The 21,988-nt window shown below is 71.1% G+C and carries 19 protein-coding genes; 7 read left to right on the top strand and 12 right to left on the bottom strand.

All coding sequences use genetic code 11. The features are described from left to right. Positions 1–87: 87 nt before the first annotated feature. Complete coding sequence (locus ACZZY9_RS09575; protein WP_463463912.1) at positions 88–1,389, bottom strand: ABC transporter substrate-binding protein; 1,302 nt, start codon at positions 1,387–1,389, stop codon at positions 88–90. Positions 1,390–1,599: 210 nt separating this feature from the next. Between ACZZY9_RS09575 and ACZZY9_RS09570 the strand changes: the two genes are divergently transcribed. From ACZZY9_RS09570 to ACZZY9_RS09560, 3 genes are all read left to right on the top strand, one after another. Further along, positions 1,600–3,660 (top strand): beta-galactosidase, encoded by a 2,061-nt coding sequence (locus ACZZY9_RS09570; RefSeq protein ID WP_463463911.1) that lies wholly within the window; start codon positions 1,600–1,602, stop codon positions 3,658–3,660. Between the two features lie 120 nt (positions 3,661–3,780). After that, complete coding sequence (locus ACZZY9_RS09565; RefSeq protein ID WP_463463910.1) at positions 3,781–4,092, top strand: hypothetical protein; 312 nt, start codon at positions 3,781–3,783, stop codon at positions 4,090–4,092. 67 nt (positions 4,093–4,159) lie between these two features. After that, the gene (locus tag ACZZY9_RS09560; RefSeq protein ID WP_463463909.1) at positions 4,160–4,450 is read left to right on the top strand and encodes a hypothetical protein; all 291 of its coding nucleotides are present in this window, start codon (positions 4,160–4,162) and stop codon (positions 4,448–4,450) included. A 255-nt stretch (positions 4,451–4,705) separates the two neighbouring features. Here ACZZY9_RS09560 and ACZZY9_RS09555 read toward each other — a convergent pair whose 3' ends face one another. The 7 genes from ACZZY9_RS09555 to ACZZY9_RS09525 form a co-directional block, all read right to left on the bottom strand. Further along, entirely contained in the window at positions 4,706–5,662 is a 957-nt protein-coding gene (locus ACZZY9_RS09555; RefSeq protein WP_320478411.1) for a helix-turn-helix transcriptional regulator, read from the bottom strand. A gap of 90 nt (positions 5,663–5,752) precedes the next feature. Then, the gene (locus ACZZY9_RS09550; protein ID WP_463463908.1) at positions 5,753–6,214 is read right to left on the bottom strand and encodes a hypothetical protein; all 462 of its coding nucleotides are present in this window, start codon (positions 6,212–6,214) and stop codon (positions 5,753–5,755) included. Between the two features lie 295 nt (positions 6,215–6,509). Then, a complete protein-coding gene (locus ACZZY9_RS09545) occupies positions 6,510–6,854 on the bottom strand; it encodes a hypothetical protein (protein ID WP_463463907.1) in 345 nt (114 codons plus the stop codon). A 63-nt stretch (positions 6,855–6,917) separates the two neighbouring features. Then, positions 6,918–7,385: a hypothetical protein gene (locus tag ACZZY9_RS09540; RefSeq protein WP_463463906.1), complete on the bottom strand. Its 468-nt coding sequence runs from the start codon at positions 7,383–7,385 to the stop codon at positions 6,918–6,920. Positions 7,386–7,464: 79 nt separating this feature from the next. Continuing rightward, positions 7,465–8,334 (bottom strand): SDR family NAD(P)-dependent oxidoreductase, encoded by an 870-nt coding sequence (locus ACZZY9_RS09535; RefSeq protein ID WP_463463905.1) that lies wholly within the window; start codon positions 8,332–8,334, stop codon positions 7,465–7,467. Positions 8,335–8,432: 98 nt separating this feature from the next. Then, positions 8,433–10,643, bottom strand: a complete 2,211-nt coding sequence (locus ACZZY9_RS09530; protein ID WP_463463904.1) for an NADP-dependent isocitrate dehydrogenase — start codon at positions 10,641–10,643, stop codon at positions 8,433–8,435. A gap of 48 nt (positions 10,644–10,691) precedes the next feature. Then, a complete protein-coding gene (locus ACZZY9_RS09525; protein WP_463463903.1) occupies positions 10,692–12,872 on the bottom strand; it encodes a transketolase family protein in 2,181 nt (726 codons plus the stop codon). Between the two features lie 102 nt (positions 12,873–12,974). Between ACZZY9_RS09525 and ACZZY9_RS09520 the strand changes: the two genes are divergently transcribed. The 4 genes from ACZZY9_RS09520 to ACZZY9_RS09505 all read left to right on the top strand — a co-directional run bounded on the left by ACZZY9_RS09520 (position 12,975) and on the right by ACZZY9_RS09505 (position 16,659). After that, the gene (locus tag ACZZY9_RS09520) at positions 12,975–14,141 is read left to right on the top strand and encodes an ROK family protein (protein WP_463463902.1); all 1,167 of its coding nucleotides are present in this window, start codon (positions 12,975–12,977) and stop codon (positions 14,139–14,141) included. A gap of 187 nt (positions 14,142–14,328) precedes the next feature. Continuing rightward, entirely contained in the window at positions 14,329–14,802 is a 474-nt protein-coding gene (locus ACZZY9_RS09515) for a PTS sugar transporter subunit IIA (protein WP_463463901.1), read from the top strand. A 49-nt stretch (positions 14,803–14,851) separates the two neighbouring features. Continuing rightward, positions 14,852–15,124: a PTS sugar transporter subunit IIB gene (locus ACZZY9_RS09510; protein WP_192060909.1), complete on the top strand. Its 273-nt coding sequence runs from the start codon at positions 14,852–14,854 to the stop codon at positions 15,122–15,124. A 47-nt stretch (positions 15,125–15,171) separates the two neighbouring features. After that, positions 15,172–16,659, top strand: coding sequence for a PTS ascorbate transporter subunit IIC (locus ACZZY9_RS09505; RefSeq protein ID WP_192060908.1), 1,488 nt, complete (start codon positions 15,172–15,174; stop codon positions 16,657–16,659). A 120-nt stretch (positions 16,660–16,779) separates the two neighbouring features. Here the strand turns inward: ACZZY9_RS09505 and opgC are convergent, their stop codons facing one another. From opgC to ACZZY9_RS09485, 4 genes are read right to left on the bottom strand one after another with little or no spacing between them, the layout of a single operon-like run. Further along, on the bottom strand, positions 16,780–19,284 hold the full coding sequence (gene opgC, locus ACZZY9_RS09500; RefSeq protein WP_463463900.1) for an OpgC domain-containing protein: 2,505 nt from the start codon (positions 19,282–19,284) through the stop codon (positions 16,780–16,782). After that, complete coding sequence (locus ACZZY9_RS09495) at positions 19,272–19,700, bottom strand: ATP-binding protein (protein ID WP_192060906.1); 429 nt, start codon at positions 19,698–19,700, stop codon at positions 19,272–19,274. The genes opgC and ACZZY9_RS09495 overlap by 13 nt, the downstream gene beginning before the upstream one ends. Continuing rightward, positions 19,693–20,022 (bottom strand): STAS domain-containing protein, encoded by a 330-nt coding sequence (locus ACZZY9_RS09490; RefSeq protein ID WP_197981978.1) that lies wholly within the window; start codon positions 20,020–20,022, stop codon positions 19,693–19,695. The genes ACZZY9_RS09495 and ACZZY9_RS09490 overlap by 8 nt, the downstream gene beginning before the upstream one ends. Then, positions 20,022–21,965: a glycosyltransferase gene (locus tag ACZZY9_RS09485; protein ID WP_243215784.1), complete on the bottom strand. Its 1,944-nt coding sequence runs from the start codon at positions 21,963–21,965 to the stop codon at positions 20,022–20,024. The genes ACZZY9_RS09490 and ACZZY9_RS09485 overlap by 1 nt, the downstream gene beginning before the upstream one ends. Positions 21,966–21,988 lie beyond the last annotated feature (23 nt).

The raw sequence follows: 21,988 nt of genomic DNA, 5'->3' as shown, positions 1-21,988 counted from the left end.
TCCTCGCTGGTCGCGGACGGTGAAGGGGGTGGAGGGCGGAAGGGCGGAAGGGGCGGCGCAGAGGGCCGCCCCTCCCGAGGGACTCGGCTACTCGACCGAGAAGCCGCTCTTCACGAGGTCGTCCGTCGTGATCTCCTGCATGGCGTCGACCGCGTCTTCGAACGCCGCCTGGGTGCGGGCGTCGGCGGCCTTGGCGAACTCGTCGTTGTACGCGCTGAACGCGACGTTGACGTTGGGGCCGTAGGTGAACGGCGCGACGGTCGACGACGCCTCGGCGGCGATGTCGTAGAAGTCGCTCTGCTGGCTGAAGAACTCGGGCGAGGTGGTCAGCGCGTCGGCCGCGGCCTCGGTCGCGGCGGGGTAGACGCCGGCGATGTCGGCGAGCGCGGCGACGGCCTCGGGGTCGGTGTTCAGCCAGGTGGCGAACTCGACCGCCGCCTCCTTCTTCTCGGACTGCGTGGTGACGGCCGTGGTCGACCCGCCCCAGTTGCCGTCGGAGGGGTTCGCGGCGTCCCACTGCGGCAGCGGCGCGGCGGTCCACTTGCCGGCGGTGTCGGGTGCGTTGCCGCTCAGCACGCCGGGAGCCCAGACCGAGCTGATCCAGCCGACCTGCGAGCCGTCGTTCAGACCGGCGTTCCACTCGGGGGTGTACATCGGCTTGTTGTCGATGGCGCCGCTCTCGACGAGTCCGCCCCAGTACGAGGCGACCTGCTCGGTCGGGCCCTCGGCGATGTCGACGCCCCAGCTCTGGTCGTCGATGGACCACCAGGAGGCGCCGGCCTGCTGCGAGAGACCGGCGAACCAGCCCGCGTCGTTGGCCGAGAAGGTGCCGAGGTACTTGCTCGGGTCGGCGGCGTGCAGGTCTTCGGCGACCTGGGCGTACTCGTCCCACGTGGTGGGGACGCTGAGGCCGTACTGGTCGAGGATGTCGGTGCGGTAGTAGGCCATCATCGGGCCGCTGTCCTGAGGGATGGCGTAGACGCCCTGCCCGTCGAGGGTGACCGACGACCAGACGCCCTCGCTGAAGTCGCCCTCGAGGTCGCCGACGCCCTGGTCGGTGAGGTCGGCGAGCGCGTCGGACGAGACGAGCGTCGGGATCTTCTGGTACTCGGCCTGGATCAGGTCGGGGGCGCCGCTGCCGGCCTTGATGGCGGTGAGCAGCTTGGTGATCGCGGGGTCGCCGCCGTCCTGCTTGTTGACGGTGACCTGGATGTCGGGGTTCTCCTCGTTCCAGATGTCGACCACCTTGTCGAGGTTGGGCGCCCAGGCCCAGTAGGTGAGCTCGACGGGCCCGTCGGACGAGCTGCCACCGCCGCCGGAGCAGCCGGTGAGGATGAGGGCCGCTGTGGCGACCGTGACGACGCCGATGCGGCGGAGTGAGCTGTGCATTCGTCCTCCTTGAGGAAAGCAAGAGCTGGTGAGCGGACAGCGCGAGCCGGGAGAACCACCACGCTGTGCCTGTGAGCGGTTACAGTTACGCACACGGTTTTTCGCTTGTCAACACACTGCGGGTCACGGTTCGACATAGTCGTTGCGCCTTCTGCAGACTCATCACGTGTGCTAGAACTGGGAGCGCACACAGTCAAAGGAGATCACCGCATGTCACTCGACCTCGACGCCCCGGCCGTCACGCCGACCCCCGAGTCCGACCCGCGTCGCACGACGAGCTGGCTGCCCGGTCGTGCCGACATCCGCTACGGCGGCGACTACAACCCCGAGCAGTGGCCCCGCGAGGTCTGGCTCGAGGACATCGCGTTGATGAAGCAGGCCGGCATCAACCTGGTCAGCGTCGGCATCTTCTCGTGGGCGCTGCTCGAGCCCCGCGAGGGCGAGTACGACTTCGCGTTCCTCGACGACATCCTCGGGCTGCTGCACGACGCCGGCATCGACGTCGACCTGGCCACGCCGACCACCGTGCCGCCGGCCTGGTTCTGGTCCGCCTACCCCGACTCGCACCCCGTGACCCGCGAGGGCATCACCCTCGGTCGCGGCTCGCGAGGCATGGTCAGCCCGAGCTCCCCCGACTACCGTCGCGCGGCGACCGCCATCACCGAGAAGCTCGCCGAGCGCTACGCGACCCACCCGGCGGTCGTGCTCTGGCACGTGCACAACGAGTACGGCGCCCCGATCAGCGACGACTACGGAGTGCACTCGGTGCGCGCCTTCCGCGCCTGGCTGAAGACCCGGTACGGCACGCTCGACGCGCTGAACGCGGCGTGGGGCACGCTCTTCTGGGGTCAGACCTACGGCGAGTGGACCGACATCGACGCGCCCCGCGTCTCGGCCACGGTCGTGAACCAGACGCAGCGCCTCGACTTCGCGCGGTTCACCTCCGACGCCCTGCTCGCCTGCTTCGTCGCCGAACGCGACGTGATCAAGCGACACGCACCGCACCTCCCTGTCACCACGAACTTCATGTCGACCAACTGCCCGTCGATCGACTACTGGAAGTGGGCCCGCGAGGTCGACGTCGTCGCCAACGACCACTACCTGGTCGCCGAACGCCACGACAACCACGTGCTGCTCGCCATGGACGCCGACCTGAACCGGTCGCTGGCCGGCGGCGAGCCGTGGATGCTGATGGAGCACTCGACGGGCGCCGTCAACTGGCAGCCGCGCAACATCGCGAAGCGGCCCGGCGAGCTGGCCCGCAACAGCACGACCCACCTGGCCCGTGGCGCCGACGCGATCCTGTTCTTCCAGTTCAGGGCGTCGCGGTACGGCGCCGAGAAGTTCCACTCGGCGATGCTGCCGCACGCCGGCACCTCGTCGCGCATCTGGCGCGAGGTCGTCGAGTACGGCGCCGACCTCGGTCGCCTGGCCGACGTGCGGGGATCCCGGGTGGAGGCGCGGGTCGCCATCCTCTGGGACGTCGAGTCGTTCTGGGCCCACGACCTGGAGTGGCGCCCCTCGGTCGAGCTCGACCACCGCGAGCGCATCGTCGCCTTCTACACCGCGCTCTGGAACCTCGGCGTCACCGTCGACTTCCGCCACCCGCACGACGACCTGTCCGGCTACGACCTCGTGCTGGCGCCGTCGCAGTACATCGTCGACGCCGAGACGTCCGAGAACCTGACCTCGTACGTGCGATCGGGCGGCCGCTTCGTCGCGTCGTACTTCTCGGGAGTCGTCGACGAGAACGACGCCGTGCCGGCCGGCGGCGCCCCCGGCGGCCTGCGCGAGGTGCTGGGTCTCTCGGTGCCCGAGTTCCTGCCGCTCTACGCCGACCAGGTCGTCACGCTCGACTCGGGCGCCACCGGCACCGGCTGGTCGGACGACATCGTGCTCGAGGGCGCCGAGGCCGTGGCGCGCTACATGACCGGCCCCGCGGCCGGCGGCCCGGCCGTCACCCGCAACGCGCTCGGCGACGGGACGGCCTGGTACGTCTCGACGCGCCTGGCCGGCGACGACCTCGCCGCCTTCGTCGGCGACGTGCTCGACGAGGCCGGGGTCGTCGTGCCCGGCGGCCACGTCGAGGGTCTCGAGGTCGTCGTCCGCCATGGAGACGACGCGACCTTCACCTTCTTCGTCAACCACGCCGACGCCGACGCCGACGTGGTGGCCGAGGCGGGGGTCGAGCTGCTCGGCGGCGAGGTCGTCGACGGCCCGCTGACGGTGCCGGCCGGTGGCGTGCGCGTGGTGCGGAGCCCGCGGGGCTGACCCGCGCCTCCTCGGTCCGCCCATGGAGTCGAGGAGGCGCACCGGGCGGAGCGGGCGGGCCGCGGGTGACCTCTCGGCCCATCCCTTGTCGGCGGCATCGGCACCGGCTACACAGGGTCCATGAAGCACATCACGTTCGCCGCCAAGTCGCTCTTCGTCGATGACGAGGCGGCGGACACGCTGCTCGAGTACGCCGCCCTGCTCGCCCAGTCGGGCGACGCCGACACGGTCGAGCTGAACGCGATCAACGCCGACGGCAACCAGGTCGTCGCGACGTTCCTGCTCGACTCGGGTTCGCCCCTGATGGCGGAGTCGACGACGAGCTCGCTCGAACCGCCCGAGAACGGCGAGGCGATCGCCTACATGCGGACCGAGATCGGGCACGCCTTCTCGGCCCTGTTGCCCGATGAACAGCACGGGGGCCGGGACTAGCGCACCGATCAGGCCGCTATGCGAGTGCTTGTTTTGAATTCTTCAAAACAAGGTCTAGAGTCGGGGCATGACCTCGACGCACACCACCACCCCCACAGCCCAGCTGCACCCCCTGGGCGGCCAGTTCGTCTCGCGCATCGACACGGGCGCCGGCGTCGGCGTCGGCGTCGGCGTCGGCTCGTACATCGGCTCGAGCGCTCACGACGCCACGGTGATCGGCTCGTACGTCACGACCGGCGCCGAGCGCAACCTCGCCGTCGGCCGCTACACGCGCAGCGAGCGACGCGGCGTCTCGGCCTGGACCACCGCGGTCCGCACCCTCACGGGGTCGATCGTCACGTACCGCACGGCCGCCTAGCCGGGGGCTGCGCCCTCGCGCGACCGGCCCTGGCGCCAGCCGGCCTCGCGCCACCCTCCCTCGCGCCACCCGGCCTCGCGCCACCCGGCCCAGCGCCGCCTCCCTCGAACCCCGTTCGCGAAGATGAACCGCGTTATATCGCGGTTCATCTTCGCGAACGGGGTTCATGGCGTCACCCGGCACCGCGCGCAGCTCAGCGCCGCAGCGCCGCTGGCCTCAGCGCCGCGCAGCAGCGCAGCGCCGTTGGCTGCGCCGCTACCGGTGCAGCGTCGCGGACGGCTTCTCGCCGAAGCGCTCGCCGTACGACGCCGAGAACCGTCCCAGGTGGGCGAAGCCCCAGCGCGTCGCGATCGCGGCCACGGTCGTCTCGCGCGGCCCCAGGTTCAGCAGATCCGAGCGGGCGCGGTCGAGCCGGATGCCGCGCAGGTAGTCGGTCGGCGTCGTGCCGAGCTGGCGGCTGAAGGCGACCTGCAGCCCGCGGAGGCCCAGGTCGGCGTGCTCGGCGATCATGGTCGGGGTGATCGGCAGCTCGGCGTTGGCGTGCATGTACTCGACGGCCGCGCGCAGTCGCGCGTTGCGCGGCGCCAGCAGCTGCTCGGGCAGCTGCGGCCCCCGGTGCTTGAAGGTGCTCAGCAGCGTGACCGCGGCGAGCCGGTTGACCTCGGAGCGCAGCAGCGGCGTCGCCTCGCCGCCGAGCACGGTCTTCGCCACCGTGGTGATCGTGTTCTTCCACTGCAGCAGCGCCGTCGCCTCGGGGATCGCCGTGTGATCGAACTCGAGCGCGCCCGGCAGGGTGCCCTCCTCTTCGGCGGCGACCCGCTCGAGGAACCCGGCGTTGAAGTGCACGAGGTTCTGGCGGTAGTCCTCGAACTCGAACTCGAACTGCTTGCCGGTGGGGAACATCGCCGGCCGGCCGATCTGCAGGGGCAGCTCGTCGCCGTTCAGGTCGTAGACGCCCGAGCCCCCGGTGATCCACGACACGACGTACTCGTTCTCGGGCTGGATGGCCCCCTTGATCGACCCGAGGAACATCGACGACCGCAGCGTCATCTCGTCGTCGCCCGTGATCGTGTACCGGTACGCGAAGTCCGACTGGCTGTGCTCGGTGTCGAAGCCCTTGCCGTTGTAGCCGTCTTCGTACATGGCACGCGCCTGGTCCATGTCGCGACCCGCGATCTCCGACCTGATCGGCGGCTCGGTCTCGCGGGTCATGCCCAGATGGTCCCACAGATGGCCTGATGGTGCCGCTTCTCGGGCCGCAATGCGAAGACGGCAGGAGGCGCGGGTCGACGACCGCGGCGGTCAGCGGTCTTCGGAGTCGCCCAGCACCTTGAGCAGGGCCGTCCGCAGCACCGAGCGGAACGCCTTGGGCACCCTGATGCGGTACCGCCGATCGCCCTGCAGCGTCAGCACGACGTTCGACCCCTGCACGACGAGCGCCCAGCCGGTCACGGCAGCGAGCCGGAGGGTCGCCGACCCGCCGACGATCTCGGGTCCTTCGATCGCGATGCGGTCGGGGTACACGTAGACGGCGTTGTGATCGCCCGAGAGCGTGGCCGAGCACTCGAACACCAGCTCGGGGTCGAGTTCGCCGAAGAAGTCGGCCCAGTCGTCGTCGGCGGTGAGCTCGGAAGCGGCCGGACGGCGGTCGGCGATGGCGGCGGGTCGACCGTCGGCCCCGCTGAACGCGTCGAGGAGGGCATTGCCCGCGTCGGTCATCGAGTCACGCCCGGCGGTCGGGTCGGGCTGCTGCTGCTGCACCACGACGCACCACCTCTCACCTCGGCCTGATCTCTTGTTCCGTCAGTCAATCAGTCGATCATGCTGCGATGCGAGGAGGTCGCAGGACTCCCAGGCCGTCTTGCGAGCCCCCACAGCCCTCGATCCGCGGCGGGACGCCGATGCGAGGGGATACCGGGCCGCCGACCGATTTTCGTGCACAGTCCGCTAAACGAACGCCCATCCGTCCAGACCACCGAGGCGCAGCCCGCCCTCGACCGCACCTGTCGCCTGGCGACGATCGGACAGCCGAGGAGGAGTGGCCCGCAGGAGGCGCGGGTCAGCCCGAGACGAGCGCCATCGACCGGCTGCGCATCACGCCGAGCATGGCCGCGGCGTCGACGGGAGCCGACACGGAGACGTCGACGACCGCGGCCTGCGCGGCGGCGCCCGAGGTCGGTCGGCCCTGCGGCTCGGCCGTCGGCGTCGGTGATGGAGGAGGTGTCGGCGAGACCGTCGCCGGCCCGTCGACGACCGTCTGATCGGAGGGAGCCGAGCGCGGAGCAGGACCGACCGGAGTCCGGCCCCAGACGACGGTCGCGACGAGGAGGACCATGCCGATGGTCGTGAGCATCATCGTGCCGTGCAGTGCGCGGCGCGTGACGTGGCGATGTTCTCGACGCATGACTCCCCCTCTGGTCGATGCGACGTTAGGGGGTCAGCATCACCGACTGCTGGGTCGTCGCCGTCAGAAGGCTGACAGGCGGGATCTCGCGCCGATGGCGATGCTCTCGACGAACCGCAGCGCCAGCGCCTGCGCCGCCGCCTCGTAGTCGTCGTATTCGGGCAGGCCCTGCACGAGCAGCGACAGGCAGAACACGACGTCGACGCCACGGAGGGTCTTGTCGACCGTGCCGTCGTGACGGCCGCGCGCCACGAGCAGATCGATGCGACGCCGGATCTCGTCGTCGAGGCGGGCGACCTCGGTGGGCGGCAGGCCCGGGGCGCCGAACCCCGGCAGCATCAGGCTCTCGCGTCGGTCGATCGCCTCGGCGAAGAGGCTCTCGAGGCCGACGATGCCGTCGAGCTCGAGACCGGCGATGTGGTCGAGCAGCGAGATGGTCTCGCCGTACGCACGCACCATCACCCCCTGGGCGGCGGGGGCGGCATCGGCGTCTGGGCCGTCGGGCACGAGGCGTGGCGGAAGTCGAGTCACGATATGTAGCCTACGAAACACCGGCGGCGAACGCGACCCCGGATCGCGACTCCGAGCGAAATCACACCGAGCGGACCCCTCAGACGATGTCGGGAGCCTCCGTGAACCGGACGCTGCACTCCCACAGGCCGCGGGCCAGCTCGGCGTCGTCCGCCGACCGGTGCAGACGACCGGGGGCCTGCAACCGGTCGAAGTAGTTCCCGCTCGGTGCCGGGACCCGTGCCGCGCCCGCCAGCCGCACGAGCGGCTCGGCGCCCTCCTCCGTCGTGACGGCGAGTCGCTTGCCGAGGGTCATGAGGCCGCCCGTCCCGCCGAAGCCCGACGCGACGAACCCGGGGTGGAACGCGAACGCCTCGACTCCCGTGCCGCGCAGGCGCCGGGCGAGCTCCCGGGTGAACAGCACGTTCTCGAGCTTCGACGCCCCATAGGCCCTCATGCCGCCGACCCAGGGGCCGGTGGCGGTGCCGAGGTCGTCGAGCCGAACCCCGCCCATCCGGTTGCCCGCGCTCGAGGTCTGCACGATGCGGACCGCACCGGCCGGCGAGCTCTCGGCGGTCTCGAGGAGGCGCGGCATCAGCAGCGAGGTCAGCAGGAACCCCGCGAGGTGGTTGCTCTGGAAGGTCGTCTCGAAGCCGTCGCGGCTGCTCGTCCGCTCGGCGAAGATGCCGCCGGCGTTGTTCGCCAGCACATGGATGCGCGGGTGGTCGGCGAGGAGCGACGCCGCCAGATCGCGCACCTGCGCGAGATCGGCGAAGTCGGAGACGTAGGCGCGACCGCCGACCTCGGCGGCGACGGACGTGGTGCGGTCGGGGTTGCGCCCGACGACGGCGATCTTCGCCCCGAGACGCGACAGCTCGCGAGCGGCGCTGCGGCCGATGCCGGAGCTCGCGCCGGTGATGACGATGGTGCGGTCGGTCTGGTCGGTGGCTTCAGGCAGGGTCACGGTCATGACTGCACGCTAGGCGCAGGCGCCTCCGAAGGGACCGGGGAACGGCAGGAGGCGCGGTGCCGACCGGCACCGCGCCTCCTGAAGGGATCGTCTCGGCTCTACAGCGTCGCGAGCGCGGCGTTCAGCGTCGCCGACGGGCGCATGACCGCTTCGGTCTTGGCGGCGTCGAGGCGGTAGTAGCCCCCGATGTCGACCGCGGTGCCCTGCGGCGCGATGAGCTCGGCGGTGATGACCTCCTCGCCCTCGCCCAGCGTCGCGGCGAGCTCGGCGAACGAGGCGGCCAGCTCGGCGTCGACGGTCTGCGCGGCGAGCTCGTCGGCCCAGTACTTCGCCAGGAAGAAGTGGCTGCCGCGGTTGTCGATCGAGCCCAGCTTGCGACCCGGCGACTTGTTCTCGTCGAGGAACGTGCCGGTGGCGCGGTCGAGGGTGTCGGCGAGGATCTGCGCCCGGGCGTTGCCGGTCGTGGTCGCCAGGTGCTCGAAGCTGACGGCCAGCGCGAGGAACTCGCCCAGGCTGTCCCAGCGCAGGTAGTCCTGCTCGACGAGCTGCTGCACGTGCTTCGGGGCGGAGCCGCCGGCGCCGGTCTCGAAGAGCCCGCCGCCGTTGATCAGCGGCACGACCGAGAGCATCTTCGCCGAGGTGCCGAGCTCCATGATCGGGAACAGGTCCGTGAGGTAGTCGCGCAGCACGTTGCCGGTGACGGAGATGGTGTCTTCGCCGCGGCGGATGCGCTCGAGCGAGAACGCCATCGCGTCGACCGGCGACATGATCTCGATCTGCAGACCGTCGGTGTCGTGCTCGGCGAGGTACGTGCGGACCAGGTCGATGAGGGTCGCGTCGTGCGCACGGGTCTCGTCGAGCCAGAAGACCGCCGGGGTCTGGCTGGCGCGGGCCCGCGTGACGGCGAGCTTGACCCAGTCGCGGATCGGGACGTCCTTCGTCTGGCAGGCGCGCCAGATGTCGCCCTGTGCGACCTCGTGCTCGAGGAGGGTCGTGCCGGCGGAGTCGACCACGCGGACGGTGCCGTCGGCCGGCAGCTCGAAGGTCTTGTCGTGCGAGCCGTACTCTTCTGCGGCCTGGGCCATCAGCCCGACGTTCGGCACCGAGCCCATCGTGGCCGGGTCGAAGGCGCCGTTCGCGCGGCAGTCGTCGAGCACGGCCTGGTAGATGCCGGCGTAGCTCGAGTCGGGGATGACCGCGAGGGTGTCGTGCTCGCCGCCGTCGGGGCCCCACATGTGACCCGAGGTGCGGATCATCGCGGGCATCGAGGCGTCGACGATCACATCGGAGGGCACGTGCAGGTTCGTGACGCCCTTGTCGGAGTCGACCATGGCGAGGTCGGGGCCGTCGGCGATGCCCTGGTCGAAGGCGGCCTTGATCTCGGCGCCGTTCGGCAGGGCCGCGAGACCCTGCAGGATGCCGTTCAGGCCGTTCGCGGGGTCGAGCCCGGCGGCCTTCAGGTCGGCGCCGTACTGCTCGAAGACGCGGGGGAAGAACGCGCGGATGACGTGACCGAAGAGCAGCGGGTCGCTGATCTTCATCATGGTGGCCTTGAGGTGCACCGAGAACAGCACGCCCTCGGCCTCGGCGCGGGCGATCTGCGCGGCCAGGAACTCGTGCAGGGCCGCGACGTGCAGCACGGTCGCGTCGACGACCTCGCCCGCGAGCACGGGGATCGACTCGCGCAGCACGGTGGTCGTGCCGTCGGCCGCTGCGAACTCGATGCGCAGGGTGTCGTCGGCGGCGACGACGACGGTCTTCTCGTTCGACCGGAAGTCGTCGACGCCCATGGTCGCGACGTTCGTCTTCGACTCGGCCGACCAGGCGCCCATGCGGTGCGGGTGCTTGCGGGCGTAGTTCTTGACCGAGAGCGGAGCGCGGCGGTCGCTGTTGCCCTCGCGCAGCACGGGGTTGACCGCGCTGCCCTTGACCCTGTCGTAGCGGGCCTTGACGTCGCGCTCGGCGTCGTCCGCCGGGGCGTCGGGGTAGGCGGGCAGGTCGTAGCCCTGCGACTGCAGCTCGGCGATGGCGGCCTTCAGCTGCGGCATCGAGGCCGAGATGTTCGGCAGCTTGATGATGTTGGCCTCGGGCGTCTGCGCCAGGGCGCCGAGCTCGGACAGGGCGTCGCCGATGCGCTGCTCGTCGGTGAGCCGCTCGGGGAACTGGCTGATGATGCGTCCGGCGAGCGAGATGTCGCGGGTCTCGACGTCGACCCCCGCGGTCTTGGCGTACGCCTGGATGATGGGAAGGAACGAGTAGGTCGCCAGCAGCGGCGCCTCGTCCGTGAGCGTGTAGATGATCTTGGCCATGACGGCGGGTTCTCCCTCGTGTCGCTCGTGCGTGTGTTCCGCCTCAGGCTAGCGCTCGGAGATGTCTCGATGTCGAGAGACTTCGAGCACCCGGCGCGCGGCCCGCTCGACCGACTCGACGTCCACGCCCTTGAGGCGCAGCAGCTCCGCGCCCGAGCCCGACTCGCCGAACCCGTCGATGCCGACGACCTCGCCGTCGAGCCCGACGTACCGATGCCAGGGCTGCGTGCTGCCGGCCTCGACGGCCACGCGAGCCCGCAGGGCGGACGGGAGCACCGCCTCCTGGTATCCGGCGGACTGCTCGTCGAACCACTCGAGGCAGGGCATCGAGACGACCCGGGCCGCGACGCCGTCGACCGCGAGTCGACGGGCGACCTCGACGGCCACGTGCACCTCGCTGCCGCTGGCGATCAGCGCCAGGTCGTCGCCGCCGCGCTCGGCGTGCACGACGTACCCGCCGCGCGCCGCGCCGATGTCGGTCGCGTCGCCGCCGCCGAGGTCGGGCAGGGCCTGACGCGAGAGCACGAACGCGGTCGGGCCGCTGCCGTCGCGCTCGGGGGCCGGGCCGTCGCCCACGCGGGTCGCACCGTCGACCTCGCGGGTCGAACCGTCGACCTCGCGGGTCGCACCGGCCGCCGCCGCCGAGGAGGCGCGCTCGGCTCCGCGACCCAGCACGCGCCTCCAGACGGAGACGACCTCGCGGGCGTCGGCCGGGCGCACCACGTCGAGCCCCGGCACGGTGCGGAGCGACGCGATCTGCTCGACGGGCTGGTGGGTCGGGCCGTCCTCGCCCACGGCGACCGAGTCGTGCGTGAAGACGTAGAGCACGGGCAGCCGCATCAGCGCAGCCAGCCGGATGCTCGGTCGGGCGTAGTCGCTGAACGCGAGATAGGTCGAGCCGTACGGGCGCCAGAGGCCGTGCAGGGCGATGCCGCTGAGCATGGCCGCCATCGCGTGCTCGCGGATGCCGAAGTGCACGAAGTCGCCCCCGGGCGTCGCGCGATCGACGGCGACCCCCTCGACGGCGACGTTGGTCGAACCCGACAGGTCGGCCGAGCCGCCCCACAGCCCGGCGAGGTCGTGCACGGCGGCGAGCACGGCGCCCGACGTCGTCCGGGTCGCCGCGCCGTCGTCGACCGGGACGCCCGCCAGCACGGCCTCGAGACGGGTCGGGTCGGGCGCGGCGCGGGCGGCGTCGCGGCGGGCCGCGAGGTCGGGGTGCTCCCGCCGCCAGCGCTCGACCGCCGTGCTCCACTCCCGGTGCCGCCGGACGCCGCGGTCGCGCGCCGTGAGACCCGCCGCCCGCACGTCGTCGGGCACGAGGTCGTGCAGACCCGCGTCGGGCGCGTAGCCGAGCGCCACCTTGACCGCCGCGACCTCTTCGGCACCGAAGCCGCCGGAGTGCGCCGCCGGGGTGCCGCCGCGCAGGGTCGACGGGGCCCCGATCACGGTGCGGAGGGCGACGAGCGTCGGGCGCCCGTCGCGGACGCGCGCAGCCTCCAGTGCCCGCTGCAGAGCGTCGAGATCGGTGGCGTCGTCGGCCGCCACGTCGACGACCGACCAGCCGTAGGCGCGGTACCTCGCCCGGACGTCCTCCGAGAACGCCAGGTCGGTCGTCCCGTCGATGGTGATGCCGTTGTCGTCCCACACGACGACGAGGTCGTCGAGCCCGAGCGTGCCGGCGAGGCTCGACGCCTCGGCCGAGACCCCCTCCTGGAGGCAGCCGTCGCCCGCGATCACCCACACCGTGGGGTGGAACAGGCCGGTGCCGCCGCCGTGCAGGGCCTCGTCGCGGCGGGCGGCGAGCGCGATGCCGACGGCCGACGCGAGCCCCTGGCCGAGCGGCCCGGTGCTCATCTCGACGCCCGGGGTGTGGTGCAGCTCGGGGTGCCCGGGAGTGCGCGAGCCGAGGCTGCGGCTGCGGGGCAGCTCGTCGAGGTCGAGGTCGTAGCCGGTCAGCACGAGCTGCGTGTACAGCAGCAGGCTCGCGTGGCCCGCCGACAGGACGACGCGATCGCGCCCCTCCCACCCCGGGTCGGACGGGTCGTGCCTCAGCACGCGATGCCAGAGCACGTGGGCGAGCGGCGCGAGGGCCATGGCGGTGCCGGCGTGACCGTGGCCCTTCGCCTGGACGACCTCGGCGGGGATCGCGGTGGCCGCGGCGACCAGGCGCTCGTCGAGCCCGCGGCTAGGGTCAGTCGGGTGGATGTCGGGGACGTCGTTGGCCATCCGTCCACATTCGTATACAAATAGACAGAAGTCAACCGACCGGCACGGACCGAGCGAGACCGACACGACCCACCGAGACCCACCGACCGAGAAGAGCGCATCGTGGCCCGAACCCCCAAGACCCCCTCGACGGGGTCCGGCGTGGTGCTCGACCTCATCCGTCGCGGCGAGGCGGCCACGCGCTCCGACCTGATCGACCGTCTCGGCTGGTCGCGCGTCACGCTCGCCCGCCGTCTCGACGACCTGCTCGAGGCCGGCTTCATCGTCAGCGCCGGGCAGCGCAGCTCGAGCGGCGGCCGTCCGCCCGAGGAGTTCGCGGTCGACGCGTCGGCCGGCGTGATCCTGTCGATCGACATCGGCGGCTCGCACACCCGGGTCGGGGTGACCGACCTCGTCTCGACGGTGCTCAGCGAGGACGAGGCCGACATCGGTCTGCACGACGGACCGGACGAGATCTTCAGCTGGGCCATCCAGGTGTTCGACTTCCTGCTCGCCGACCTCGGTCGCGGTCGCGGCGACGTCCGGGCGATCGGCATCGGCGTGCCCGGGCCGGTCGACGCGGTGACGGGTCGACTCGGCAGCCCGCAGCTCGACTCCCGCTGGGAGGAGGTGCGCGTCGACGACTACTTCACCGGCTTCGACGCCGTGTTCGCGGTCGACCGCGACGTCAACATCCTGGCCGTCGGCGAGTCCCGGCTGAGCTGGCCCGAGTACTCGCACCTGACCGTCGTCAAGGTGGGCATGGGCGTCGGCTGCGCCTTCGTGCTCGACGGTCACGTCTACCGAGGGGCCCGAGGAGGCGCGGGTCAGCTGAGCGCGCCCCGTCACGACGGCAGCCCGCTGCACCGTCTCGAGCTCGAGGCGAGCGGTGCCACCATCCGCCGCGAACTCCGCTCCCGGGGCCGCGACATCGCGACGAGCGCGGACATCGTCGCCGCCGCCCGGGCGCACGACCCCGTGGTGCTCGATCAGCTCGAGCAGGTCGGCACCCGCATCGGCGAGGCCCTCGCCGACGTCGTCGGGCTGCTGAACCCGCAGGCGGTGATCATCGGCGGCAATCTGGCCGAGACCGGCGAGCGCCTCGTCGCGGGCATCCGCTCGGCACTGCTGACCGGCACCCACGACTTCTCGCGCCGCGGTCTCGTCGTCGAGCGGGCCCGCCTCGGCGACAAGGCCGGCGTGCGGGGGGCCTCGCTGATGGCGCAGGACGCCCTCTTCGACATCGGCCGGGTGAGCGCCGCGACCAGCCGACGCTCCCCCGCGTCGTGAGCCGCGCCTCCTGACCGGGCCTGCCGCGCCTCCCGACCGGGCCTCCCGAGCCCCCGCGCCTCCTGCGGGGACTTTCGAACACGAGTGGTCAAAAGCCGTTTTTCGGGTTAGGCTCGGGCACCAGTCGACGAGGCCCCTCTTCGACGACAGCTGCCGCCCAACGAGGCGCCGAGCGGAAGAGCGCGACATGCCCGTCGACCTGGCCGAAGAACTCCCCGTCGAATCCGTCGTCACCGGCGCGCACGCCGCCGACTGGCGCGAGGCCCTCCGACTGGCCGGCGACGGTCTCGTCGCCTCGGGCGCCACGACCTCCGCCTACACCGACGAGATGATCGCCGCCGTCGACGAGCTCGGGCCGTACATCGTCATCGCCCCGGGGCTCGCCCTGGCGCACAGCCGCCCCTCGCCCGCCGTGTCGCGCACGGGCCTCTCGTGGGTCGGTCTCGCCGAGCCGGTCGCCTTCGGGCACAAGACGAACGACCCGGTCGATCTGGTGATCGGGCTCGCCGCGCTCGACCACGACGGCCACATCGAGGTCATGTCGGCCCTGGCCGGCGTGCTCGCCGACGAAGACGGGCTCGCGGCCCTCCGCGCCGCCGAGTCGCCCGACGAGGTGCTGCGCACGCTGCACGCGCTCTCCGACGCCCAGAACGCCTCCTGACCACCACCGCCACGCACCACCACCACGCACCGCTCGAAAGGAACGCACCATGAAGATCATCACCGTCTGCGGCATGGGGATCGGCACCTCGGTCCTGCTCAAGATGAACGCCGAGAAGGCCCTCCGCGCCCTCGACGTCGACGCCGACGTCGAGGCGGCCGACATCGGCACCGCCCGCGGCGCCGCCCGCACGGCCCAGATCGTCCTGACCTCGGCCGACCTCGTCGAAGAGCTGGGCGAAGTCCCCTCGAAGGTCATCGTCATCGACAACTTCACCAGCGTCGCCGAGATCCAGGCGAAGCTCCAGGAATCGATCGCCTGACGCTCCGCGTCGGCTGATCCCACGAACGAAACCCAGAAGGAGTCCCAATGGAGTGGCTGGTCGTCGTACTCGACTTCATCGGCATGCAGATCCTCAACGTGCCCGCCTACCTGATCGGCATCATCACCGCGATCGGTCTGATCGCGCTGCGCCGCAACGCCGGGCAGGTCGTGGGCGGTGCGCTCAAGGCCGCTCTCGGGTTCCTGATCCTCGGGGCCGGCGCGACCGTCGTCACCGGGGCGCTCGACCCGCTCGGCACGCTGATCCTCGCCGTCACCGGCGCCCAGGGCGTCATCCCCACGAACGAGGTCATCGCGGCCGTCGCGCAAGAGCAGTACGGCGCGCAGAGCGCCTACGTGCTGGTGCTCGGGTTCCTGGTGATGCTCGCCCTCGCGCGCTTCACCCCGCTGAAGTACATCTTCCTCACCGGGCACCACATGGTCTTCATGTCGGTGATGCTGACGGTCGTGCTGTCCGTCGGTCTCGGCGAGGGCCTCAGCTGGCTCACCGTCGTGCTCGGCGCGGTGCTGCTCGGCGTGATCATGGTGGTGATGCCCACCCTGGCGCAGCCCTTCATGAAGAAGATCACCGGCGACGACTCGATCGCCATCGGCCACTTCGGCACCCTCGGCTACCTCGCGGCGGGCGCGACCGGCTCGGTCGTCGGCGGCAAGAGCAAGTCCACCGAAGAGATCAAGTTCCCGCAGGGGCTGAAGTTCCTCCGCGACTCGATGGTCGCGACCAGCCTCTCGATGGTGCTGATCTACCTGGTCTTCACCGTCTGGGCCCTCATCGTGCTGCCGCGCGACCAGGCCTTCGACATCTTCGGCGTGACCGACGCGGGCGCGTTCATCATGGCCGGCTTCGCCCAGGCGCTGCAGTTCGGCGTCGGCGTCGCGATCATCCTCTACGGCGTCCGCACCGTGCTCGGCGAGCTCGTGCCGGCGTTCCAGGGCATCGCCGAGAAGGTCGTGCCCGGCGCCAAGCCGGCCCTCGACATCCCGCTGATCTTCCCGTACGGGGCGAACGCGGTGCTGATCGGGTTCCTGTCGTCGTTCGCCGGCGGTCTCGTCGCCCTCGCGGTGCTGGCGTCGTGGCTGAACCCGGTGTTCGGCCTCGCGCTGATCCTGCCGGGCATGGTGCCGCACTTCTTCACCGGTGGTGGAGCGGGCGTCTTCGGCAACGCGACCGGCGGTCGCAAGGGCGCCGTGCTGGGCGGTTTCGTCAACGGCCTGATCATCACGTTCCTGCCCGCGATCCTGCTGCTCGTGCTCGGCAACCTGGGCTTCGCGAACAGCACCTTCGGCGACGCCGACTTCGGCTGGTTCGGCACGCTCATCGGCGTCAGCTTCCTGGGCGGCCCGCTGATCGGCGTCGTCATCAGCCTGGTCGTCGGCGCCGCGCTCGTCATCGGCGCGTCGATCTACCAGATCAAGCTCGTCGACGGCGGCTGGGTGCCCGGCGCGAAGCGCGATGCGCGACTGGCGGCCGAGCAGGCCGAGGTCGATGCGGCGAAGGCGACCACCGCCTCCTAGGCCGCCGCCTCGCGAGAACGACGAAGACCCCCGTGCGCTGTGCACGGGGGTCTTCGCGTCGATCGGCCGGGTGCCGCCGGGAGCGCAGGAGGCGCGGGTCGCGACGACCGCGACGACCGGCTAGCGGGGGATCACCGAGAACAGGAACCGCTTCCGCACCATCCACCACACCAGCAGGATGACCGCGGTGTGGATGATCGTGCCGGTGATCACGTTCGTCCGGTCGAGGCCGGGGATCGACGCCACCGCCAGGGCGAAGAACACCTGCCAGATGAACACGTAGAGGCTGGCCTGCCCGAGCGGGATCCACAGCCAGCCGAGGGCGGCGGCGATGGGCTTCCAGAACACGGTGAGGATCGCGTAGACGCAGACGACGACCAGGGCGGTGTCGACCAGGCGGCCCCACTGCATGTCGACGCGCTGGTAGCCCGTCAGGTACAGCGAGTCGTAGATCGACGAGGGGATCGGCCCCAGGTCGAAGCCGTAGGTGCTGCCGGCCCAGATCAGGGCCAGGAACCCCGCGTAGCCGACCACGCCGACCCCGACCAGCACCTTGCCGACCGTCGTCGTCAGCGCCGAGACGATCTGCCGCCGGTAGTTGCCGATCACGAGACCGTGGGTGAACAGCACCTGCCAGGCGAAGAGCGGGAACACCGGCTCGAACTGCGACGGCAGCAGCGAGAAGTCGGGGAAGAGCACGCCGACCGCGTAGACGGCCCAGCTGCCGACGAGCACGACCCACCAGAGACCGCGCTTCACGAGCCACATGAGACCGGGGATCGTCAGGCTGAGCACGACGAACAGCCCCATGATGTTGAACGGCCAGGGGCCCATCTCGAGCAGCAGCAGCTGCCGGACGGCGTACCAGGGCGGCGGGTAGTCGAGCAGGCGGTCGGCGTTCGGGTAGAGGTCGTAGACCCGGCCCATCGCGCCGGCGCCGGTGTCGCCCGTGCCGCGGTCGGTGAAGGTCGTGATCTCGTCGGTGTTCACCAGCGGCACGAAGCTCAGGGCGAAGACGACGAGGATGACGACGAGCGTCACGACGTACTGCTTGCGGGCCCGCACGAAGGCGCCGATCGCGGCGGTCTTCTCGCCGAACTTCTTGACGCCCAACGGGTAGACCATGCCGAGCACGAGCCCGCTGAGGAACACGAACATCTCGGCGCCGGTGATCGCGCCGACCGCCTTCAGCGTGACGAACGAGTACGGGCCCGCGACCTCGATGTGGGTGATGACCACGGCCAGGATGATGAACCCGCGGAAGAGGTCGATGCGGAGGTCGCGCCCGGGCTTGCCGTCGTCGGGGTAGCGCCAGCGCGGCAGCACGCGCCCCACGACGCCGCTCAGCAGGAACGCCAGCGCGAGGGCGACCGCGCAGCCCACGATCCAGCCCATCTCGTCGCCGCCGCCGCCGTCGCGCACCTGCACCGTGGCGGCGTCGCCCTCCTCGGGTGTGACGGGGTCGGTGAGAGGCCCGAAGACGATGGCCCCGCTGTCGACCAGGTCGGCGCGGAACGCCGCGGCGATGGCGTCGTCGTCGGTGGCGCGCCAGTCGACCTCGCGGTCGCCGGCCTCGGCCTCCTCGCGCACGGTCTCGAGCCAGGTGACGCCGGCCACGAGGGGCTGGTCGTCGAGCGCGGTGAGCATCTGACGCCACCAGCCCTGCTTGACCGCGAGCTCGGTGGCGCCGTCGAGCCCCTGGTCGTAGAGGGCGCCGGTGTCGAGCAGCAGCGGGTGGTCGGTGCCGACCGCGAACCGGTCGTAGAAGGTCGCCTCCTGCGGCTGCGAGTAGCCCCAGGTCTCGTCGAAGCGCGCCTGCACCTCGCCCTCGGCCGGCGCCTGGTTCGCGACGAGCGGCACATCGGTGCCGGCGGCCGTCGAGGCGTCGCCCTTGCCGAAGAAGAACATGGTGAGACCGACCCAGTCGACGGCGTCGTCGCCCGGGTAGTACGGGCCGTACGGGTCGTCGGCCTCGGTGACCGTGCCGTCGCCGTCGGTGTCGAGCAGGGCCTCGTCGCGGGCCCCGGTCGCGGGCAGACGCCCGTCGGCCTGGGCGAACGGGTAGCCGGCGCCGTACGAGGGCGCCCAGACCATGTCGGCGGTGGACGTGCCGTCGTGCACGGCGTCGGCGATCTGGCCGAAGGCCCGCACGAACTCGGTAGGCTGCTGCCCCCAGCGCTGCCAGTTGCCGTTCATCTCGGGGGCGAAGCGCACGAGCTGCGCGATGCCGTACTGGTCGTGGAACTCGGTCAGCAGCTCGTCGGCCCGGGCGGCCTGGTCGGCGTCGAGGTCGGCGAGCGGTCGCGACGGCTCGAGGCTGACGACCAGCGCGGCGCCCTGAGCCGCCGCCGCGCGGGCCGATCGCCGCCACTGATCGGCGGAGTCGTCGTCGATCGGGTAGTCGATGTTGACGGAGTACGTCGAGGGGGTCTCCCCCAGGCGATCCGCGTAGCCGTCGGGCCCGTCGGAACCCCAGTCGAGGTCGGGCCCGAACCAGGCCCCCTCTGCAGGAGGCGCGGTGTCGGCGGTCGCCGGCGCCGCGCCTCCCAAGACCAGGGGCACCACGGCCACCGCCGCCGCGAGTGCGGCGAGGGCGCGCAGTGCCGGTCTTCTCAGCGACGGCACACGAGAGTCCAGATGTTGCGGCCGCCCTCGCGCGTGTAGTCGAGCGACTCGAGGCTGAGCATGGCGAGTGCCAGACCGCGGCCCCCCTCGTCGTCGAGATCCGCCATCGACACGTCGCTGAGGTCGATCTCGGCGGGCAGGCCGTTGTCGTTGAAGACGGCCGTCAGGCGCTCGTCCTCCGCACGGAGCTCGAGGGTGAAGCGGCGCCCCTCGATCCCCTCGGCGCCGTCGGCCACGATCGAGTGCTCGATGACGTTCGCCGCGATCTCGACGATCGCCGTCTCGAACGGGAACCGCACCTCCATCGAGTCGATGCCGAGGGCCGTCCACCAGGCCTCGAAGGTGTTCTGGACGAGATCGATGCTCTCGGGGACGGCCGCGACGTCGATGACGCTGACGCCGTCGCTCTCAGTCATGGAGCGCTTCTTCGACCGAAGCGCGGGGCTGGAGGATGCGGTCGAGGTTCGTGAGCTTCAGCACCATCGACACCTGCTCGGTCGGCGCGACGAGCCGCAGGTCACCACCCGCCTGGCGCGCGGACTTGAGGCACGACACGAGCGCGCCGAGCCCCGACGAGTCGACGAAGGTCGTCTGCGACAGGTCGACGATGATCAGCCGGTCGCCGGCCTCGATGCGTGTCGCCACCTCCGTCCGCAGCTGCGGGGTCGACACGACGGTGAGGCGCCCCTGCGGGGAGATCACGCATCCGCCCTCGACGGTCTTCACTTCTACGGTCATCATGGGGATTCCTTGTCTCGGGGCTCCGGCCCCGTGTAGAGAACGGCGCGGACGACGATGCTGAAGATCACCAGGTCGAAGACGACCCAGAGGATGTTCACCAACGGCGCGATGCCGTCGGCCTGTCCGGTCGCGTAGCGGATGCCGACCAGCACCAGCGCTGCGGCGAGGCAGCCCATGGCGACGAGTTGCGGCTTCACGAGGTCCCAGCGTGGCCCGTTCGAGGCCTGCTTGGTCTTGGGCGTCACCGAGAAGCCGAGCGCGCGGCCCCGGTAGACGTTCTGGAACGCCGTCGTCACCGACGCGATCCAGACGGGGAAGAGCGCCAGCGAGTACTGCTGGCCGCGCCAGGTCGGCCGCCCGGCGGCCACGACCCAGAACAGCACCTGGTTCAGCACCAGGAACGGGATCAGCCGGGCGAAGAAGTCGACGCTGTACGCGGTGACGGGCACGACGCCGAACGAGAGGCAGAGCACCGGCGCGCCGATGTAGACGAGGGCGGCGAAGCCCGAGAGGTAGCTCCACATCGTCGAGAAGTACATCAGGCGCTGGCCCAGCGAGAGGCCCTTCTGCACGAGCGGGTTCTCGCGGAAGAACACCTGCATCGTGCCCTGAGCCCACCGCAGGCGCTGGGTCATCATGGTGTTCAGGTCTTCGGGGGCGAGGCCGATCGCGAGGATCTCGTCGTGGTAGACCGACTTCCAGCCGAGGCCGTGGAGGCGCATGGCCGTCGCCATGTCCTCCGTCACCGAGATCGTGGCCAGCGGCATGATCGCCTGGGCCTCGTCGCCGCGGTCGACGTCGAGCGCGCCGACGAGCATCGAGATCGACTCGATGGCCTGCAGCGGCGACGCCGAGCGGTCGCTGAGCAGATCGAGGGCTGCCTGGTCGAGCGCGTCGAAGGTGCCGGGGCCGACCGACATGGCCGCGAGCTCGGCGATGTCGTCCTGCATGGCGGCGACGTCGGCGTCGGCGAACCGGTAGGCGATGGTGTCGATGCCGCGCTGGAACCGGTACGTGACGTCGCCCAGCGAGTCTCCGCGGGCGAGCTCGACCCGGGCGCGCTCGACGATCGTCTCGGCCTCCTCGAGCACTTCGAGAACGCGCGGCTGGTCGACGGCCTCGAGACGGGCGTGCTCGATCAGACGGCTCGACGTCTTGACGGCGCGACGCACGGCCGACTCGACCTCGGCGACGTACCGCGACACGCCCAGCTGCATCAGCGCCTCCCGACGGAGGACGGCGTTCGAACCGCAGAAGAACGCGCTGTTCCAGCCGTCCTTCGACTGCTGGATGGGCCCGTAGAACAGCGGGGCCTGACTGCCGAGCGGGTCGGACTCGGGCACGTTCTCGAACCACTGCGGCGTCTGGACGAGCGCGGTCTTCTCGTCTTTGAAGTACCCGAGGGTGCGGTGCAGGATGCTCGGCTCGGGCACCTGGTCGGCGTCGAGGATCAGCAGGAACTCGCCCTCCGTCGTCAGCAGCGCGTTGTTCAGGTTGCCCGCCTTGGCGTGCCGCGGGCGGTCGACCCAGTCGGACGACCGGGTGATGACGCCGATCCCCGCGCCCTCGGCCGCCTCGCGGATCTCCGCCCGCCCGCCGTCGTCGAGGATCCACGTCGTGTGCGGGTACTCGATGGCCTGCGCGGCGAGCGCCGTGCGCATGACCATCTCGACGGGCTCGTTGTAGGTGGTGACGAAGACGTCGACGGTGACGACGGTCTCGGGCGAGTCGGGCGACGGCGGGGTGGGCGGCTCGCCGCGTTCGCGGAGGCGCCAGGCCCCGAGGCCGAACAGCAGCGAGTCGATCACGCTGTACGTCTCGGCGACGACGAGCGGCACGGCGATCCACCACGAGGTCCAGTTCACCGAGACGGCCCAGCGCCAGATGATGTAGTTCAGGCCGGCGAGCGACGCGAGCAGCACGACGATGCGGATGGGCACGATCCGACGGGCCGGGGTCGACC

The organism is Frigoribacterium sp. AC394 (genome assembly GCF_979258095.1).
This window is presented reverse-complemented; position numbering and strand designations above follow the sequence as displayed.

What these genes read in the sequence shown, in the direction of transcription:
- ACZZY9_RS09575 (WP_463463912.1), bottom strand. Translation starts at nt 1,389, where the DNA reads ATGCACAGCTCACTCCGCCGCATCGGCGTCGTCACGGTCGCCACAGCG.
- ACZZY9_RS09570 (WP_463463911.1), top strand. Translation starts at nt 1,600, where the DNA reads ATGTCACTCGACCTCGACGCCCCGGCCGTCACGCCGACCCCCGAGTCC.
- ACZZY9_RS09565 (WP_463463910.1), top strand. Translation starts at nt 3,781, where the DNA reads ATGAAGCACATCACGTTCGCCGCCAAGTCGCTCTTCGTCGATGACGAG.
- ACZZY9_RS09560 (WP_463463909.1), top strand. Translation starts at nt 4,160, where the DNA reads ATGACCTCGACGCACACCACCACCCCCACAGCCCAGCTGCACCCCCTG.
- ACZZY9_RS09555 (WP_320478411.1), bottom strand. Translation starts at nt 5,662, where the DNA reads ATGACCCGCGAGACCGAGCCGCCGATCAGGTCGGAGATCGCGGGTCGC.
- ACZZY9_RS09545 (WP_463463907.1), bottom strand. Translation starts at nt 6,854, where the DNA reads ATGCGTCGAGAACATCGCCACGTCACGCGCCGCGCACTGCACGGCACG.
- ACZZY9_RS09535 (WP_463463905.1), bottom strand. Translation starts at nt 8,334, where the DNA reads ATGACCGTGACCCTGCCTGAAGCCACCGACCAGACCGACCGCACCATC.
- ACZZY9_RS09530 (WP_463463904.1), bottom strand. Translation starts at nt 10,643, where the DNA reads ATGGCCAAGATCATCTACACGCTCACGGACGAGGCGCCGCTGCTGGCG.
- ACZZY9_RS09525 (WP_463463903.1), bottom strand. Translation starts at nt 12,872, where the DNA reads ATGGCCAACGACGTCCCCGACATCCACCCGACTGACCCTAGCCGCGGG.
- ACZZY9_RS09515 (WP_463463901.1), top strand. Translation starts at nt 14,329, where the DNA reads ATGCCCGTCGACCTGGCCGAAGAACTCCCCGTCGAATCCGTCGTCACC.
- ACZZY9_RS09510 (WP_192060909.1), top strand. Translation starts at nt 14,852, where the DNA reads ATGAAGATCATCACCGTCTGCGGCATGGGGATCGGCACCTCGGTCCTG.
- ACZZY9_RS09505 (WP_192060908.1), top strand. Translation starts at nt 15,172, where the DNA reads ATGGAGTGGCTGGTCGTCGTACTCGACTTCATCGGCATGCAGATCCTC.
- ACZZY9_RS09495 (WP_192060906.1), bottom strand. Translation starts at nt 19,700, where the DNA reads ATGACTGAGAGCGACGGCGTCAGCGTCATCGACGTCGCGGCCGTCCCC.
- ACZZY9_RS09490 (WP_197981978.1), bottom strand. Translation starts at nt 20,022, where the DNA reads ATGACCGTAGAAGTGAAGACCGTCGAGGGCGGATGCGTGATCTCCCCG.